This window comes from Geminicoccus harenae (assembly GCF_019800005.1).
In the GTDB taxonomy this organism is placed as follows: domain Bacteria; phylum Pseudomonadota; class Alphaproteobacteria; order Geminicoccales; family Geminicoccaceae; genus Geminicoccus; species Geminicoccus harenae.
Window position 1 is genome coordinate 119,743 of sequence record NZ_JABGCL010000009.1, and the last position, 14,540, is coordinate 134,282.

Here is a 14,540-nt window from a genome sequence, read left to right on the forward strand (position 1 = left end):
AGGGTCGATGACTAAGCGTAACGCCGCGAAGAGCAAGATCTGCCGCCGTCTGGGCGTGAACCTGTGGGGCCGCGCCAAGGATCCGCTCGCGCGTCGCGCCTACGGTCCCGGGCAGCATGGCGCCAAGCGCAAGAAGGTGACGCCCTACGGCGTCCAGCTCGCGCAGAAGCAGAAGATCCGCGAGTACTACGGCAACATCACCGAGAAGCAGTTCCGTAACACTTACGAGGACGCTTCGGCGATGCGCGGCGACACCGCGGAGAACCTGATCGGCCTGCTCGAGCGCCGGCTGGATGCGGTGGTCTACCGCATGAAGTTCGTCTCGACCCCGTTCGCCGCCCGCCAGTTCGTGAACCACGGCCATGTCCAGGTGAACGGCCGCCGGGTCACCATCCCCTCCTACCGGGTCCGCCCGGGCGACGTGATCGAGCTGTCGGCCAAGGCCAAGGACTTCCCGTTCGTCGAGGAAGCCCTGAACCTCGCCGAGCGCGACATTCCCGAGTATGTGCAGGTCGACACCAAGGCCAAGCGGGGCACCTTCGTCCGTACCCCGCTGATTGCGGACGTGCCCTACCCGGTCGAGATGAAGCCCGCGGAAGTGATCGAGTTCTACTCGCGCTGATCCGTCGAAGAGTTTCGCGAAAAGGCCCACCGGAGGCGCCTCCGGTGGGCCTTTTCGTTGTCCTGGGGCTGCGCTCGCCGGCTCAGCCCGGCGGGTAGTTGGACGGGAACATTGCCCGCCTGGCCGCCTCGTCCATCTCCTGCTTGAACGCATGGCCCTGGCCGATCGCACGGGCGCGTTGGGCCGCCGGGCGGGCGTCGATCGCGCGGAACCAGCGCCGCAGCTCCGGGAACGGCGCCAGCGGGTCACCGCCATCTTCCGCCGGCAGGGCGAAGTCCGCCCGCACCAGCCAGCCCCATGCTGCCATGTCGACGATCGTGTAGTCGTCGCCCAGCACGAACGGGCGCCCCTGCAACTGGCCGTCCAGCACCCGGTAGTGCCGCTCCACCTCGCGGCGGTAGCGGTTGATGGCATAAGCGACGGGCTCGGGCGCGAACTTCTGGAAATGCACCGACTGGCCGGAGAACGGGCTGAGACCCGTGGCGACGAACATCAGCCAGGACAGAAGCTGCGGGCGGTCTCCGGGCGCGCCCAGGAACTGCCCGGTCTTCTCGGCGAGATAGAGCAGGATCGCGTTGGAATCGAACACGGTGGCGGGCTGGCCGCCGGGCCCCTGCTCGTCGACGATGGCCGGCACCTTGCCGTTCGGGTTGATCCGGCGGAATGCCGGCTCATGCTGCTCGCCCCGGCGCGGGTCGATCGGCACCTTCTCGTAGGGGAGCCCCGCCTCCTCCAGGAACAGCGCCACCTTGAGCGGGTTGGGTGAGGCGTTGAAGTAGAACCGGATCACCTGGAATCGTCTCCTGCCGTGGTCAGCGCTGCCTGGGCGCTTGGCCCCTCCGCCACCTGGCCGGACGGTGCGGGGGCGAAGAAGCAGCTCATGTTGCCGCCGGAATAGTCGTCGATCGCCGGCTGGAAGTCAGGGTCCCATTCCGCCAGGATCTCGGTGAGCGCCCGTGCCTCCGGCCGCTCCGGGAAGCGCGCCCGATAGGGCTCGACCCAGGCCATGTACTGCCGGCCATGGCCGCGGGTCTGGAGGAAGGTCAGGTCCTGGTCGCGCCAATCGGCATCGGTCCGGGAGTTGGCGTCCTCCTTCGCATAGGGCGCGACCAGGGCGGGATCATGGATCGCCGCCACCAGGAAGCCGATCGCGTCATGGAGGCTCCGGCCGTCCACCTCGCGGGCGTAGAGGTCCACGCCCTGCACCGCGGCGAGCTCGGCGATCGTCACCAGCGAGGCGATCGCATGGCGCTGGTACCAGAGCGCCCTCGCCCCCCGGCGGGTCTCGAGCGGCAGCGAGCCGTCCGGCCGGAGCTCGGCCAGGGCGTCCATATAGGCGTCCACGCCCAGGTCGAACGCCTCCTGGTTGCCGACCAGCGCGCCCCAGGCCATGTCGACGCTGGCGTTCAGGTAGTGATGGTTGTTGCGCGCGGTGGTCTTGTCCGGGGCCGGCGCCATCTGCCGGCGCATCCGCATGAGCTCGGACAGCCAGCGCTCGATCCGCCCGACCTTCTCGCGGTCCATGCCCGGGGCGGACTTGAGCGCGGCGAACGAGACGATCACCGGCAGCACGGTGCGGTTGACGGCATAGAGCTCGTTGCTGGTCTCATCCACCTTGGTGAGTGCCCGGCCATTGGCCCAGCGGTTCATCACCCGCGCCACCGCGCGCCCCGAAGCGCGGTCGTGGGTCGCGACCGTCCAGGCCGTGGCGCGCATTACCTCCATGGCGAACGGCTCGGCCGACTGGCCGCGGTCGCTGCCGGGCGCCTTCGGCCGGGTGATCGCCTTGAAGCTCTGCCACTCCTCGCTGGGCGGGCCGCACAGGAAGCTGCGATCGGCCTCCGTCATGGCGGCCAATTCCTGGTGGCGTGCTTCCGGGTCGAACAGCACCACGCCCGGCCGGGTCAGCCGGCTCGGCTCCACGAGCTGCCAGGACAGGCCGTCGCGGCCGGGGTCACACCCGACCAGTCCCAGCAGCGCAAGGCTTGGAACCACCATGCGCCCGAACCACTTGTCCGACAGTTTCATCGATGCCATCAGGTCGATCGCGGGTCTTGTCCCTATCGCAACTGAGTGGAGGTCTGTCGACGATGATCCACCGGCGCGGGCTGCTAATCGGGGCGCTTGCCATGATATCGCTGCCCAGGCTCGGCATGGCTGCCACCAGCGGGGTCGAGGATTTCCGCCTGGGCGTCAACTGGGGCGGCATGCATGTCGCCGACGTGGCATTGGGCTTCCGTCCGCAAGGGGATGCCATCGACGGCAGCATGGGCATCACCAGCCGGGGCATGGCCTCGCTGCTCACCTCCTATGGCGGCGAGATCCGCGCCACCTCGCGCGAGCGCGCAGGCCTGCTGCGCTCCGGCTACTACCGGGCGCATTACTCCAGCCGCCGCTACACCCGCGACATCGAGATCCGCTACGACGAGGCGGGCGACCCGGCCGAAGTGCAGGTGCTCAAGCGGGGCGAGCCGCAGACCGTCGACATTCCGCGGGACCTGTGGGGCGGCACGGTCGACCCGCTCACCGGGATCCTGCGGGTACGGCGCTGGATGGTGGCGGACGACCGGCCGGAGCGCCTGGTGGTGCCGATCTTCGACGGGCGCTCCCGCTACGATATCGAGGCGAGTGCCATGGCACCGGCCGGCGGTGCCGCGCGCGCCAGGCTCGTGGTCAACCCCCTGGCCTCGTCCAGCCGCTCGTCCTGGCTGGAAGGCTGGGAGAATGACGATGGCCGCTGGATCGAGGCCAAGGTCACCAACGACCCGCGCGCCGTGCCGCTGCTGATCGCCACCCAGGACGGCGGCACCGCCTCCTCGATCGAGCTGGACAAGGACTGCTCCAACGCCACGAGCTGCAGCTGAACGGCAAAAGGCCGCGCCCTGAACGGGGCGCGGCCTTCTTGTCCGGCCTGGTGGCGTGATCCGGCTCAGGAGGCCTTGGCGACCGCCTTTTCCTCGAAGAGCTGGGCGAGCTCGCCCGACTGGTACATCTCGCGGACGATGTCGCAGCCGCCGACCAGCTCGCCGTCGACATAGAGCTGCGGGAAGGTCGGCCAGTTGCTGAACTCCTTCAGCCCCTGGCGCAGCTCGGCGTCATCCAGCACGTTGTAGGTCTGGAACTTCACACCGGTCTGGGAAAGGATCTGCACCACCGCGGCGGAGAACCCGCACATCGGGAAGACCGGGGTGCCCTTCATGTAGAGCACCACCGGGTCGCTGGTGACCTGGGTGCGGATCGTCTGGTTGATATCGCTCATCTCGACCGTTCTCCGGGCTCGTCAGGACGCAGGGGCGGAGGTGGACAGGGCCAGGGCATGCAGCTCGCCGCCCATCCGGCCGCCCAGGGCCGCATAGACCATCTGGTGCTGCTGGATGCGTGACTTGCCGCGGAACGCCTCGGACACGATGACCGCACGATAATGGTCGCCGTCACCGGCCAGGTCGTCGATCCGAACGGTGGCGTCGGGAAAGCTCTCCTTGAGCATGCGCTCGAGATCGTCCTTGGCGACTGGCATCGAAGCTCCTCTGTCAGGCAGCGACGGCGTCCCCGCCCATGAAGTCCGGGAGCCAGGCCTCATGGGCACGCCGCAGTTCCTCAACCGATATGGGGGGCAGGTCCTTGACCTGCAACGCGTCGCCCCCGACCCGGCCGATCTCGCGCGCGATCACCCCGGCGCGCGCGGCATCCGCCAAGAGGTCCTTGAGCGCCGCCGGCTCGACCGCCAGCACGTAGCGGCCCTGCTCCTCGCCGAACAGCCAGCCGACCGCGGCCAGACCCTGGGGGATACGCAGGTCCGCACCCTTGCCGGACGCCAGGCACATCTCGGCCACCGCGATCGCGAGGCCGCCATCGCTCACGTCATGGCAGGCCCGCACGACGCCGCCCTGGATCTGCTCGAGCACGAACGCGCCGTTGCGATGCTCGTGGGCCAGGTCGACCGGCGGCGGCGCCCCTTCCTCACGGCCCATGATCTCGCGCAGCCACAAGGAGGCGCCCATCCAGCCATAGGTCTCGCCGACCAGGACCAGGACCTGGCCTTCCGTGGGGGCGATGCCCACCACCCGGTCCAGGTCCTCGATCAGGCCGATGCCGCCGATATTGGGCGTGGGCTGGATCGCCCTGCCGTCGGTCTCGTTGTAGAGCGACACGTTGCCGGACACGACCGGGAAGTCGAGCGCGCGGCAGGCTTCGGCCATGCCCTCGATGCAGCCGACGAACTGGCCCATCACCTCCGGCCGCTCCGGATTGCCGAAGTTCAGGCAGTTGGTGATGGCGAGCGGCCTGGCGCCTGTGGCGATCAGGTTGCGCCGGCATTCCGCCACCGCCTGCATCCCGCCGGTGCGCGGGTGGGCCTGGCAGTAGCGGGGCGTGCAGTCGGACGAGACCGCGAGCGCCCGGTCGCCGCCCAGCACCCGCACCACCGCGGCGTCGCCGCCCGGGCCAACCAGCGTATCCGCGCCGACCGTGTGGTCGTACTGCTCCCAGATCCAGCGCTTCGAGGCGAGGTCCGGGCAGCCGATCAGCCGCAGGAGCGCCTGGTCGTGCGGCATGACCGGCACGGCCGGCTCGGACAGCGCCACCGGGATGGGTGCGGCCGGCTCCTCATAGGGGCGGTCATAGACCGGCGAGCTGCCGGCGATCGGCGCCACCGGCAGGTCGGCCACCACCTCGCCATGGCGCTGGAGCACCATCCGGCCGGTGTCGGTCACCTTGCCGATCACCGCGAAATCCAGCTCCCACTTGCGGAAGATCGCCTCGGCCTCGGCCTCGTGCCCCTCCTTCAGCACCATGAGCATCCGCTCCTGGCTTTCGGAGAGCATGATCTCGTAGGGGGTCATGCCGGGCTCGCGCATCGGCACCCGGTCCAGGTCCAGCTCGATTCCGGCATCGCCCTTCGACGCCATCTCGAACGAGGACGAGGTCAGGCCGGCCGCCCCCATGTCCTGGATCGCGACGATCGCGTCCTTTTCCATGAGCTCCAGGCAGGCCTCGATCAGCAGCTTCTCGCGGAAGGGGTCGCCCACCTGCACGGTCGGCCGCTTCTCGTCGCTGTCCTCGCCCGAGAACTCGGCGGACGCCATGGTGGCGCCATGGATGCCGTCGCGCCCGGTCTTGGCGCCGACATAGACCACCGGATTGCCGATGCCGGCGGCGGCCGCATAGAACACCCGGTCGGCCCTGGCCACGCCCACGCACATGGCGTTGACCAGGATGTTGCCGTCATAGGCGCGGTGGAAGGTGGTCTCGCCGCCCACGGTCGGCACGCCCACGCAGTTGCCATAGCCGCCGATGCCGCGCACCACGCCATCGACCAGGCGCCGGGTCTTGGGGTGCTGCGGCGAGCCGAAGCGCAGCGCGTTCAGGTTGGCGATCGGCCGTGCCCCCATGGTGAACACGTCGCGCATGATGCCGCCCACCCCGGTGGCGGCACCCTGGAACGGCTCGATATAGGAGGGGTGGTTGTGGCTCTCCATCTTGAAGATGGCGACCAGCCCGCCGCCGATGTCGACCACGCCGGCATTCTCGCCCGGCCCGCACACCACCCAGGGTGCCTCGGTCGGCAGCTTCCTCAGGTGGTTCTTCGACGACTTGTAGGAGCAGTGCTCCGACCACATCACCGAGAAGATCCCGAGCTCGACCAGGTTCGGCTCCCGGCCGATCAGCTCGATGATCCGCTGGTACTCGTCCGGGCTCAGGCCGTGGGACTTGACGATGTCGGGCGTGATCATCCGCGGGTGACCGTTTCGAGCAGGGACTGGAAGATCGCGCGCCCACCGGTATGGCCGGTGCGCGGATCCACGTGGCATTCGGGATGAGGCATCATGCCGAGCACCCGGCCGCTGGCATCGGTGATGCCGGCGATGTTGCGCAGCGAGCCGTTCGGGTTGTCGACATAGCGGAACACCACCCGCCCCTCGCCTTCCAGCCGGTCGAGCGTCGCCTCGTCGGCCGTGTAGTTGCCATCACCATGGGCGGTGCTGACCAGGAGCTGGTTGCCCTGGCGGAGCCCGGCGGTGAACGGCGTGCCGGCCCGCTCGACACTCAGCGCGCAGGGATGGCAGATGAAGCGCAGCCCGACATTGCGGACCAGCGCACCCGGCAGCATCCCGGCCTCGCACAGGATCTGGAAGCCGTTGCACACACCGAGCACATGGCCGCCGGCGCGGGCAAAGTCCGCCACCGCGCGCATGGCCGGCGAGCGGGCGGCGATCGCACCGCAGCGCAGATAGTCGCCATAGGAGAAGCCGCCCGGGATGCCGACCACGTCGACCGGCGGCAGCTCGGTGGCCTCGTGCCAGACCAGATGGACCTCGGCAAAGCCGGTAGCCTTGAAGGCGCGCACCAGGTCGCGGTCGCGGTTGGCGCCTGGGAAGGTGACGACGGCGGCACGCATCAGCGGGTCACTCTTCCACCGTGAATCGGTAGCTCTCGATCACCGGGTTGGCGAGCAGCTTCTCGCACATCGCCTTGACCGAGGCCTCGGCCGCCGCGCGGTCGCCAGCTTCCAGGTCGAAGGTGAAGACCCGCGTCTTGCGCAGCCCGCTCACCCCCTCGAAGCCCAGATGGAGCAGCGAGCGCTCGATCGTGACCGCCTCCGGGTCGAGCACGCCCTGCTTCAGGCCCACTTCCACGCTGACCTTCACCACCTGTCTCCGTAAGCCGCTGCCAACTTTGCCGCGGCCCTTCCCTAGTCCCAGCCCGGCTTGTGGACAAGCATGCCGGGCTCCTTCAGAGCCAGGTCTCCACGTCGTTCCTCGCCAGGTGGTTGATGCCGACCAGGAAGATCTCCTGCGTCTGGAGGGGAACCAGCCCGCTGATGAAGCCCAGATCGATGAGCAGCCCCTGCTGGTCGATGCCGTCCACGCTGCGCGTCACCAATGCCGTCCCGCGGTCGAACGTGTCGACCTGTAGGTTGCCGTCGGTGTCGAGCATGTGGAACATGATGAACACGTCCTCATCGAACCCGAAGACCAGGGTGTCCTCGCCGTTCGTGAAGTCGCCGATCGTGAGATGCATGGGACGTTCATCGAGCGGGAAGAACTTGCTCGAACCGTGCTCGATGGTGATCCGGTCCCGGCCTTGGCCGCCAATCAGCAGGTCGTTGCCGGGCCCGGCCAGGAGGCGGTCGTCGCCGTCGCCGCCGTCGAGACGGTCGTCACCAGAAAGGGCGGGGTCCACCACACCGCGCCCCTGGTGGTCGCCGCGCAGCACGTCCTCGCCCGCACCGCCGCTCAGGATGTCGTTGCCGCTGTCGCCCTGCAGGACGTCCTCGCCCGCCCCACCATCCAGGATGTCGTGGCCAGTGCCACCGAAGATATGGTCCTCACCCCCCTCGCCCAGCACGACATCGTCGCCGGCCCCGCCTTCGATTCGATCCGAACCAGGCCCGCCTCTCACCTCGTCGTTGCCGCCGCCCGCCAGGATCACGACGGAATCCTCGCCGGCGCCGAACCCTTCCGGATCATCCGTGCCCGTCAGCGTGAACGGCGTGCGGGAGCCGAAATTGCCGATCGCCTCGGGCGCCAGTTCCGTCACGCCGAACAGGGTGATCGTCTGCGCGGAGCCGTGCGGCAGGTTCAGCGCTTCCACGAGGTCGAGCAGCAGCGAGTTCCGCGTCTGGCCCTCGACCGTCACGGCCTGGATCGTCGCCGCCCGGTCGCCGTCGCCCAGCCGGCCGGACTGGTTGTCATCCAGGAGATCGAAGCTCAGCCGGACGATGTCGGCGGACTGCCTGGGCTCGATCACGCCGGCGCTCCAGATCGCGACCAGCCGGTCGAAGGACTGGAAGTCGAGGATGATGTCCCGGCCGCTTTGCAGATCGACGCCCTGGTAGCGCTGGATCACGAAGTCGAACTCGTCGGCGCCGCTGCCGCCTTCCAGCAGGTCATGCCCCGGTCCGCCGAACAGGAAGTCGTCGCCCTGCCCGCCGGACAGCCGGTCATTGCCGGTGCCGCCGGACAGGATGTCCGTGTCGGTGTTGCCGAACAGCAGGTCGTCGCCCGCCCCCCCGGCGATCACGTCACGGCCGGCATCACCGAAGATCTGGTCGTTGCCGTCGTTGCCGAGCAGTTCGTCCGCGCCCGGCCCGCCCAGCAGCCGGTCGTGGCCCAGCCCACCCTCGATATGGTCGGCCCCGGATCCGCCCGCGATACGATCGTTTCCGGCTCTGCCCAAGAGGAAGTCCTCCCTGGCCAGACCGTCGATGCGATCGTCCTCCAGCGTTCCCCGGATGGAGTCTTCACTGGTGGATCCGGTCAATGTCGCCATGCCTGCCTCCTGGCCCTGACGGGCCGGAGCATGGCATGAAGTTGAAACACACGAACAGAAATTCTACTGGACGGTATCCGTACCGCGCAGGTCCCGCGGCCCGGCCTCCGGCAGGATGCCCAGCCGGCGGGCGACTTCCTGGTAGCCTTCCTCGACCTTGCCGAGGTCGCGCCGGAAACGGTCCTTGTCGTAGCGCTCGCCGGTCTTGACGTCCCAGAGGCGGCAGTTGTCCGGGCTGATCTCGTCGGCCAGCACGATCCGGAACTCCTCCTCCTCCCAGAGCCGGCCGAACTCCAGCTTGAAGTCGACCAGGCGCAGGCCGACCGAGACCAGGAGGCCGCTCAGGAAGTCGTTGATCCGCAGCGACAGGTTCAGGATCTCGTCGATCTCCTGGTAGGTCGCCCAGCCGAACGCGGTGATGTGCTCCTCGGTGACCAGCGGGTCGCCCAGCTTGTCGTCCTTGTAGTAGAACTCGACGATCGAGCGGGTGAGCTGCGTCCCCTCCTCGATGCCGAACCGGGTGGCGATCGAGCCGGCCGCCACGTTGCGGATCACCACCTCGAGTGGGATGATCTCGACCTCGCGGATCAGTTGCTCGCGCATGTTCAGGCGGCGCATGAAATGGGTCGGGATGTTGATCTCGTGCAGCCGCAGCATGATGTACTCGCTGATGCGGTTGTTGAGCACGCCCTTGCCGGTGATGACGCCCTTCTTCTGGTTATTGAAGGCGGTGGCGTCGTCCTTGAAGTACTGGATCAGGGTGCCGGGCTCGGGTCCCTCGAAGAGGATCTTCGCCTTGCCCTCGTAAACTTGGCGGCGGCGACTCATCTGCACTCTCCGACGGGGAACGAAACAAGGGCGCGCGCGGTCTCGTCACTCCGCGGGCACCCCTTGGCAACGCGCGCGCTTGTAGCGGTCCGGGCCGGCACTGACAACGTCGTCGTAGGTCCGCCCTCCGTCAGGCCTGCCCGTAGAGGCCGAGCACGCGGGCACGGGCGGTGACCAGGGCATGGACGGAGGCCAGGTTCGGGCTGTCCAGCCCGGCCATCCGGCCGAGTTCCAGCACGGCGGTGACCAGCGCGTCGATCTCGAGCGGGCGGCCGCGCTCCAGGTCCTGGAGCATGGAGGTCTTGTGCGCGCCGGTGGCGCCCGCGGCATCGATCCGCTTCTCCACCTCCATGAGGAAGCGGGCGCCCATCGCCTCGCCGATCCCCCGGGCCTCGGTCATCACCCGCCGGCACAGGGCGCGCAGCTCCGGGTCGGCGGTGATGTCCCCGAGCGTGGCGCCGGTGAGGGCACTCACCGGATTGAAGCAGCAATTGCCCCAGAGCTTGGTCCAGATGTCATCGCGCAGCCGCGGGCGGACCGGCGCCTTCAGCCCGGCCGCGATCATCGCCTGCGACAGGCGCTGCACCCGCTCGCTGCGCTCGCCGGTAGGCTCGCCCAGGTCGAAGCGCTCGGAGGCGATGTGCCGGATCACGCCCGGGCCGACGATCTCCGCTGCCGGCCAGACGACGCAGCCGATCGCCCGCTCCGGGCCGATGCCTGCCCAGATCCGCCCCCCCGGGTCGACCGCCTCGACCCGCCGGTTCTCGAACGGCCCCTTCAGGCCATAGGTGTACCACCACGGCACGCCGTTCGCGGCAGTCACCACCGCACCACCGTCTCCGCACAGATGGCGGATGCCGTCGACGGCGCCGGCGACCTGGTGGGCCTTGAGGGCCACCACGACGTAATCGGCCGGGCGCATGGAAAGCGGGTCCTCGGCCGCCTCCACCCGTACCTGGAATTCCTCGCCACCTGCCTGAACGGTCAGGCCGTCCACCTGGAGGGCTGCCAGATGCGGCCCGCGCGCGACCACCGCGACCTCCACGCCGGAGCGGGCGAGCTTGCCGGCCAGATAGCCGCCGATCGCCCCGGCGCCATAGACGCACACCCGCATCAGCCGAGCCCCAGCTTCGCCGCCAAGCCGATGCGCTGCAGCTTGCCGGTAGCACCTTTGGGGATCTCGTTCAGGATCAAGACGCGGCGCGGCACCTTGAAGGCCACCAGCCGGGCTGCCGCGAAGTCGCGGATCTCCCGCTCGCTGGCGGTCATGCCGTCGCGCAGCACCACGGCGATCGCCACCTCCTCGCCGAGCTTCTCGTGCGGCATGGCGAAGGTGACGCACTGGCGTACGGCCGGATGGTCCATCACCACCTCGTCCACCTCCAAGGGACTGACCTTCTCGCCGCCCCGGTTGATGATCTCCTTCAGCCGCCCGGTGATGCGCAGATAGCCCTCCTCGTCCATGCGGCCCTGGTCGCCGGTCCGGAACCAGCGCTGCCCGTCGTGCTCGAAGAAGGCCGCCGCGTTGGCGGACGGGTTGGCCTCGTAGCCGGGCGTCACGTTCGGCCCCGAGATCACCACCTCGCCTTCCTCGCCCGGCGGCAGCATGTCGCCCGCGGCCGTGCACACCCTGACCTCCGGGCCGGCAGCGATCCCGACCGAGCCCGGCTTGCGCGGTGCCGGCGGCAGCGGGTTGCTGGTCATCTGGTGGGCGGCCTCGGTCATGCCGTAGCTCTCGATCACCGGGCAGCCGAACACCTGCTCCAGTTCCAGCATGACCTGGGCAGGCAGCGAGGCCGAGGACGAGCGCAGGAGGCGCAGGCCCGCCCGCGCCAGCGCCTCCCGGTTGCGTCCGGCCCTGGCCAGGATTGCCTGGTACATGGTCGGCACCGCGGTCATCCAGGTGGCACCGCTGCCGTCCAGCTCGCGGAAGAAGCGCAGCGCGTCGAAGCCGCCTTCCGGCGCGGTCAGGGAGCCGCCCGTCGCCAGCGGGGCGAGCGTGCCGGCGATCAGGCCATGGATGTGGAACAGCGGCATGACCGTGAAGCAGCGATCCTCCGCGCCGAGCTGGAGCGTGGCACCGATATGGCGGGCCGAGGCCGCGAGGTTCGCCTGGGTCAGCGGCACGATCTTGGGCCGCGAGGTGGTGCCCGAGGTGTGGAGCACCAGGGCCACGTCGTCCGGCCCGGGTGCGGTCGCCGCCACGGCCGGCTGCGCTGATCCCTCCGCCTCCAGCCGGAAGGCACCGGCCGGGCCGTCCGGATCCTCGTGCAGGCGCAGGATCGTGCAGCCTCTGGCTTGTGCCACCGCGATGGCGGAGCTCTCCGCCCCGGCGGCGACCACCAGTGCCTGGGCACCGAGGTCGCCCAGATAGAAGTCGAACTCCTCGGCCCGGTAGGCCTGGTTCAGCGGGGCGGTGGTGGCGCACTGGGCGATCGCCACGAAGGCGCTGGCCATGGCCGGCCGGTTCGGCAGGACGATCGCGACCCGGTCACCCGGGCCGATCCCGATCCCGGCCAGCATCGCCCGGGTTGCTTCGGTCAGCCGGGCGAGCCCGCCATGATCCAGCGCCGGGCGCCCGGGTCCCAGGATCGCCGGTGCCTGCGGGCTGGCCGCCTGGAGCAGTGCCGTCATGGTCGTCGTCATTGCCTGCCTGCCTCCCGGCCCGGTTCCCGCCGCATCGATCCTGGTCGCACGCGGCCGGTATCGCCGCAAGCCGATCGGGGCTGCCGGCACCAGATGTCCCAGCGGCCACAGAGGTGGTGACGCCGCAACCTCCCGTCGCTAGTTTCCCGGTCGTTTGACGGGAGTAGGGGATCGGCATGAACCTGGTTCAATTCAAGACGGCGCATGGTGGCCGGGCCGTCGCGGTGGTCGAGGGCGGCGAGCTGCGCGTCGTGGACCGGGCGACGACCGTCTACGGCTTGGCCTTGGCTGCGGTCGCCGCGGGCGAGGGTCTGGAGAAGGTCGTGGCCGAGCGGCTGAGCGACCAGACCGAGGATTACGAGGCGGTGATCGCGGAGAAGCGGCTGCTGACACCGCTCGACCATCCCGATCCGGCCCATCTGCTGGTGACGGGCACCGGTCTCACCCATCTCGGCAGTGCCGCCACCCGCGACGCCATGCACGTGGTCGAGCCCGAGAAGCTCACCGACAGCATGAAGATGTTCAAGATGGGCATCGAGGGCGGCAAGCCCGCCCAGGGCGAGATCGGCGTGCAGCCGGAATGGTTCTACAAGGGCGATGGCGGCTCGATCGTGCCGCCCGAGGCGGCGCTGGACTATCCAGGCTTTGCCGAGGACGGCGGCGAGGAGCCGGAGATCTGCGGCCTGTACCTGATCGGCCCGGACGGCACGCCGTGGCGGCTGGGCTTCGCGCTAGGCAACGAGTATTCCGACCATGTGACCGAGCGGGTCAACTATCTCTGGCTGGCCCATTCCAAGCTTCGGACCTCGAGCTTCGGCCCGGAACTGCGGATCGGCGCGCTGCCGGACCGGGTCGAGGGCACCTCCTCGATTCTGCGCGACGGCAAGACGCTGTGGTCCAAGCCGTTCGTGTCCGGCGAGGACGCGATGTCCCACACGCTCGCCAACCTGGAGCACCACCACTTCAAGTACGACTTCTTCCGCCGGCCCGGCGACGTGCATGTCCATTATTTCGGCACGGCGACGCTCAGCTTCGCGGACGGGATCAAGGCGCAGCCCGGCGACGTGTTCGAGATCCAGGCGGAGCCGTTCGGCAGGCCGCTGCGCAACCCGCTGGGCGAGAAGCGCGAAGACCGGCCGGTGCTCGTCCGCGACCTCTGAGCCCGTCACCGGACCGTCACCGCGGCATCGAACGTCGATCACCGTCCGGGCCTAGCACTTCCTGCGTGACCGATGGCGTACAGGAGGCAGGCGGCATGCTCGTTCCCCGGGACATCGGGATGGCCTCGGACAAGGTGAAGGTGCTGCGCGGGCAGCGGTTCCCGTGAGCGCCTGCTCCTGGGCGGATGAAGTTGCAGTGCTGCGACCCGGCCGCCTTCATCCCGCGCGCGATCCCGGCGGCCGCGGTCATGGCCGACCGGATCCCGGCGCGGATCAGCCGCCGGTTCATTCGGCGATGAGCTATGTCGAGCGCCACCCCGCGGAGAACGACCCGGGCCAGCCGCCGCTCTCGCCGGATGGCCCCTCGCTCCATCCTCATGCCGAGGTGCTCCGCTCCGGGTTCGGCGGCTGGACGGCGGTGGGTGCCCGCAGTTCGGTCGTCGAGACGCAGATGGGCGAATATTCCTATGTCGTGAACGACGCCCAGATCATCTACGCCACCATCGGCAAGTTCTGCTCGATCGCCGCCCATACGAGGATCAACCCGGGCAACCACCCGACCTGGCGCGCCTCGCAGCATCACTGGCTCTACCGCGCCGCCGGTTACCGGCTGGGCGAGGACGAAGCCGAGTTCTTCAGCTGGCGGCGCGCCCATGCCGTGTCCATCGGCCATGACGTGTGGATCGGCCATGGTGCCGTGATCCTGGCCGGCACCCGGATCGGCAATGGTGCCGTGATCGGTGCCGGGGCGGTGGTGAGCAAGGCGGTGGCACCCTACCAGATCGTAGGCGGGGTACCGGCCAGGCCGCTGCGGCCGCGCTTCGAGCCGGCCATCGTCGAGCAGCTGGAAGCGCTGGCCTGGTGGGACTGGCCCCACGACCGCCTGGCCCGGGCCATCGACGATTTCCGCCACCTGCCGATCGAGGCGTTCCTCGAAAAATACCCGGCCTGAGCAGCATTTTTTCGCTGTTCCCCGGCGCACCTGCTGCCAAGACTGCGGCCAGCAGCGGGCA

At 69.2% G+C, this 14,540-nt stretch carries 15 protein-coding genes; 4 read left to right on the top strand and 11 right to left on the bottom strand.

Translation table 11 applies throughout. The annotated features are described in order from the left end of the window. Positions 1-7 precede the first annotated feature (7 nt). Positions 8-622, top strand: a complete 615-nt coding sequence (gene rpsD / locus HLA95_RS10605) for a 30S ribosomal protein S4 (RefSeq protein WP_191059199.1) — start codon at positions 8-10, stop codon at positions 620-622. Between the two features lie 82 nt (positions 623-704). On the opposite strand, the gene HLA95_RS10610 is transcribed toward rpsD, so the two are convergent. Together HLA95_RS10610 and HLA95_RS10615 are read right to left on the bottom strand one after the other, a co-directional pair. Then, positions 705-1,412 carry a glutathione S-transferase family protein gene (locus tag HLA95_RS10610; RefSeq protein WP_191059198.1) on the bottom strand — a complete coding sequence of 236 codons (708 nt, stop codon included), beginning with the start codon at positions 1,410-1,412 and terminating at the stop codon, positions 705-707. Continuing rightward, on the bottom strand, positions 1,409-2,659 hold the full coding sequence (locus tag HLA95_RS10615) for an alginate lyase family protein (RefSeq protein ID WP_191059197.1): 1,251 nt from the start codon (positions 2,657-2,659) through the stop codon (positions 1,409-1,411). Before HLA95_RS10615 ends, HLA95_RS10610 begins: the two co-directional genes overlap by 4 nt. A gap of 53 nt (positions 2,660-2,712) precedes the next feature. Here HLA95_RS10615 and HLA95_RS10620 point away from each other — a divergent pair, with 53 nt between their 5' ends. Then, positions 2,713-3,486 carry a DUF3108 domain-containing protein gene (locus tag HLA95_RS10620; RefSeq protein WP_191059196.1) on the top strand — a complete coding sequence of 258 codons (774 nt, stop codon included), beginning with the start codon at positions 2,713-2,715 and terminating at the stop codon, positions 3,484-3,486. Positions 3,487-3,551: 65 nt separating this feature from the next. Here the strand turns inward: HLA95_RS10620 and grxD are convergent, their stop codons facing one another. The 9 genes from grxD to HLA95_RS10665 form a co-directional block, all read right to left on the bottom strand. Beyond that, positions 3,552-3,881, bottom strand: coding sequence for a Grx4 family monothiol glutaredoxin (grxD, locus tag HLA95_RS10625; RefSeq protein ID WP_191059195.1), 330 nt, complete (start codon positions 3,879-3,881; stop codon positions 3,552-3,554). A 21-nt stretch (positions 3,882-3,902) separates the two neighbouring features. After that, the gene (locus HLA95_RS10630) at positions 3,903-4,139 is read right to left on the bottom strand and encodes a BolA family protein (protein WP_159716501.1); all 237 of its coding nucleotides are present in this window, start codon (positions 4,137-4,139) and stop codon (positions 3,903-3,905) included. Between the two features lie 13 nt (positions 4,140-4,152). Then, a complete protein-coding gene (purL, locus tag HLA95_RS10635; protein WP_255591786.1) occupies positions 4,153-6,354 on the bottom strand; it encodes a phosphoribosylformylglycinamidine synthase subunit PurL in 2,202 nt (733 codons plus the stop codon). Beyond that, positions 6,351-7,019, bottom strand: a complete 669-nt coding sequence (gene purQ / locus HLA95_RS10640; protein ID WP_191059082.1) for a phosphoribosylformylglycinamidine synthase subunit PurQ — start codon at positions 7,017-7,019, stop codon at positions 6,351-6,353. Before purQ ends, purL begins: the two co-directional genes overlap by 4 nt. A gap of 7 nt (positions 7,020-7,026) precedes the next feature. Beyond that, entirely contained in the window at positions 7,027-7,272 is a 246-nt protein-coding gene (purS, locus tag HLA95_RS10645; RefSeq protein ID WP_191059081.1) for a phosphoribosylformylglycinamidine synthase subunit PurS, read from the bottom strand. Between the two features lie 82 nt (positions 7,273-7,354). Next, complete coding sequence (locus tag HLA95_RS10650; RefSeq protein WP_191059080.1) at positions 7,355-8,893, bottom strand: calcium-binding protein; 1,539 nt, start codon at positions 8,891-8,893, stop codon at positions 7,355-7,357. Positions 8,894-8,956: 63 nt separating this feature from the next. Continuing rightward, on the bottom strand, positions 8,957-9,721 hold the full coding sequence (gene purC / locus HLA95_RS10655; RefSeq protein WP_159716507.1) for a phosphoribosylaminoimidazolesuccinocarboxamide synthase: 765 nt from the start codon (positions 9,719-9,721) through the stop codon (positions 8,957-8,959). Between the two features lie 130 nt (positions 9,722-9,851). Further along, entirely contained in the window at positions 9,852-10,835 is a 984-nt protein-coding gene (locus HLA95_RS10660) for a 2-dehydropantoate 2-reductase (RefSeq protein ID WP_191059079.1), read from the bottom strand. Beyond that, complete coding sequence (locus HLA95_RS10665; protein WP_191059078.1) at positions 10,835-12,367, bottom strand: acyl--CoA ligase; 1,533 nt, start codon at positions 12,365-12,367, stop codon at positions 10,835-10,837. Before HLA95_RS10665 ends, HLA95_RS10660 begins: the two co-directional genes overlap by 1 nt. Before the next feature lie 176 nt (positions 12,368-12,543). Between HLA95_RS10665 and araD1 the strand changes: the two genes are divergently transcribed. Together araD1 and HLA95_RS10675 are read left to right on the top strand one after the other, a co-directional pair. Continuing rightward, a complete protein-coding gene (gene araD1, locus HLA95_RS10670; protein WP_191059077.1) occupies positions 12,544-13,527 on the top strand; it encodes an AraD1 family protein in 984 nt (327 codons plus the stop codon). 295 nt (positions 13,528-13,822) lie between these two features. Then, positions 13,823-14,479 (top strand): DapH/DapD/GlmU-related protein, encoded by a 657-nt coding sequence (locus HLA95_RS10675; protein WP_191059076.1) that lies wholly within the window; start codon positions 13,823-13,825, stop codon positions 14,477-14,479. Positions 14,480-14,540 lie beyond the last annotated feature (61 nt).

Coding starts and splice junctions, on each gene's coding strand:
- rpsD (WP_191059199.1), top strand. CDS start 8: ATGACTAAGCGTAACGCCGCGAAGAGCAAGATCTGCCGCCGTCTGGGC.
- HLA95_RS10615 (WP_191059197.1), bottom strand. CDS start 2,659: ATGGCATCGATGAAACTGTCGGACAAGTGGTTCGGGCGCATGGTGGTT.
- HLA95_RS10620 (WP_191059196.1), top strand. CDS start 2,713: ATGATCCACCGGCGCGGGCTGCTAATCGGGGCGCTTGCCATGATATCG.
- grxD (WP_191059195.1), bottom strand. CDS start 3,881: ATGAGCGATATCAACCAGACGATCCGCACCCAGGTCACCAGCGACCCG.
- HLA95_RS10630 (WP_159716501.1), bottom strand. CDS start 4,139: ATGCCAGTCGCCAAGGACGATCTCGAGCGCATGCTCAAGGAGAGCTTT.
- purL (WP_255591786.1), bottom strand. CDS start 6,354: ATGATCACGCCCGACATCGTCAAGTCCCACGGCCTGAGCCCGGACGAG.
- purQ (WP_191059082.1), bottom strand. CDS start 7,019: ATGCGTGCCGCCGTCGTCACCTTCCCAGGCGCCAACCGCGACCGCGAC.
- HLA95_RS10650 (WP_191059080.1), bottom strand. CDS start 8,893: ATGGCGACATTGACCGGATCCACCAGTGAAGACTCCATCCGGGGAACG.
- purC (WP_159716507.1), bottom strand. CDS start 9,721: ATGAGTCGCCGCCGCCAAGTTTACGAGGGCAAGGCGAAGATCCTCTTC.
- HLA95_RS10660 (WP_191059079.1), bottom strand. CDS start 10,835: ATGCGGGTGTGCGTCTATGGCGCCGGGGCGATCGGCGGCTATCTGGCC.
- HLA95_RS10665 (WP_191059078.1), bottom strand. CDS start 12,367: ATGACGACGACCATGACGGCACTGCTCCAGGCGGCCAGCCCGCAGGCA.
- araD1 (WP_191059077.1), top strand. CDS start 12,544: ATGAACCTGGTTCAATTCAAGACGGCGCATGGTGGCCGGGCCGTCGCG.
- HLA95_RS10675 (WP_191059076.1), top strand. CDS start 13,823: ATGAGCTATGTCGAGCGCCACCCCGCGGAGAACGACCCGGGCCAGCCG.